General features: G+C 46.8%; 1 protein-coding gene. It reads right to left on the bottom strand.

The genetic code is table 11. The features are described from left to right. Positions 1-352: 352 nt before the first annotated feature. On the bottom strand, positions 353-1615 hold the full coding sequence (locus F457_RS13155) for a LeoA/HP0731 family dynamin-like GTPase (protein WP_281166801.1): 1263 nt from the start codon (positions 1613-1615) through the stop codon (positions 353-355). Between the last annotated feature and the right edge of the window lie 78 nt (positions 1616-1693).

Raw genomic sequence — 1693 nt, 5'->3', positions numbered from 1 at the left:
CGTGTGCTGGACGTGACCAGCGACCGCGCTCAGGCGGCAAAAGCTCACCAATAATCGCCCATTCTGCGTCTGTTAAATCACCGCGCATACACTCTTTCCTTTCCGATGATAAGGGAGGGCATCATATGCAAAAATATTTTTGTCAACAGGCCCTAAGTTACCCGTGAGAATAGGAGGATATTCTACTGTTCTGGTCATGCTCCACATAGTGTATTTTTAGAATATGTTGTGTTCGTGTTTGGACATATGCCAGTTTACGGTTAATAGAAAAAATCGCAGAAACCACAAAGAAACCGTCCCTCTCTTTGATGAGAGAAGGACGATCCATAGAGTGTCATCTCTTTGTGAGAGGTCAAGAGGCGGTAAAGTCTTTCTCTAAAGCCTCGCCGTGGGCGAGCCAATCTGCACAACGGGTGATCTCGTTCTTTTTTTCGTCAAGCTCTTTTTGATGAGTGGCCGCAAGAGCAACAAATTCTTCCCAATAAGGAAAGTTGTTCTTGAGAAACGGGTCCATCTGCATCTGATGACGGACAGTGCGATACCCATCGCGCAAACAAGACGTAACGTCTTGTTTCCATGATTGGAATTCTTCGGCCTGTTTTGAAGCATGGTGGTCTTTGTATATGTCCATCCCCGCGCCCGCAACAAGACCTACGAGTGGCATAAAAGTCGCGACATGACCGGCCCATTTGGCTTGCTTGAGGGCAGTTTCTGCGGCCTTCTTGGCGGCTTCTTTAGCGGCCTTTTTGGTTCCCCGTTTGGATGCTTCTTTGGCCGCTTCTTTGGCCGCCGCTTCTGCGGTTTCTTTGACGGTCCTCGCGGCGGCAGAACCGATGCCTCCAGCCGCACCGCCGGCTGCTGTTCCTTTTCCAAGCCCCAGAAACTGTTCTAGGGTTGAAAGGATATGGTCGTTTTTCATAAAACCTATGAGGCTGTCGAGAGTGTTGTCCCATGCATCATTGCCCAAAGAGCGAGAGATGGCGAAGGTGCCTTCGACTCCAATATCTATATTTTTGTCCATGGAATATTTATGATAGAGATCTTGAATATCTTGGAATGAGATTTCCTTTATCTTTTGTTTAGCATCTTGTCTCAATGGAAGTACTTCTGTTTTATAAATATTTGTGATTTCCTCATTTAGTTTTTCTCCTGTTTCTCCAAGGCGTCGCGTGAGTGTTTCTTGCAGCGTTTTTGGGGTACTGCTGCTAATATCGTCAATAAGATGGTTAAAAAGTAACTCGATCTCTTTAAGAGTCCTCTCACTGGCAATTTTTACGTTATCGGGCACTTCTCCGAGGAGAGCCTTTTCCAGAGAAACATTTTTTTCCGTTTGAGCGTAGTCTTCTTGGAGTTTCTGACCTCGCGTCTTTGCGAAATCAAGAGGTTGGAAGAGAATATCACGGATCGTGCTTGTCGTGGCTTTGAGGCGAAGGATGTCATATCCGCCTTGATTTTCAACGATGGCATGAATGGCGTTACGCAATGACGCCATATGAGAAAGGGCTTCATATTCCGCCTGATCGCCGTTGAGCCAGTCGTTAATCGGTTTATCATCTGGCGCTGCGGAAACAGCGACGATAGGAAGGGAGGCAGCTTCTTCTGCTGTTAAGCCTATCAGTTGAGTGAGACGCTCAAGGATGTTGTCTTTTTTTGTTCTGAAGCGTTCTTGATACTCTTCCTCATCGCCGACATC

This window comes from Saccharibacter floricola DSM 15669 (genome assembly GCF_000378165.1).
Taxonomy (GTDB): Bacteria; Pseudomonadota; Alphaproteobacteria; order Acetobacterales; family Acetobacteraceae; genus Saccharibacter; species Saccharibacter floricola.
Note: the sequence above shows the minus strand (reverse complement) of the source record. Positions and strands in the feature narration are given on the sequence as shown.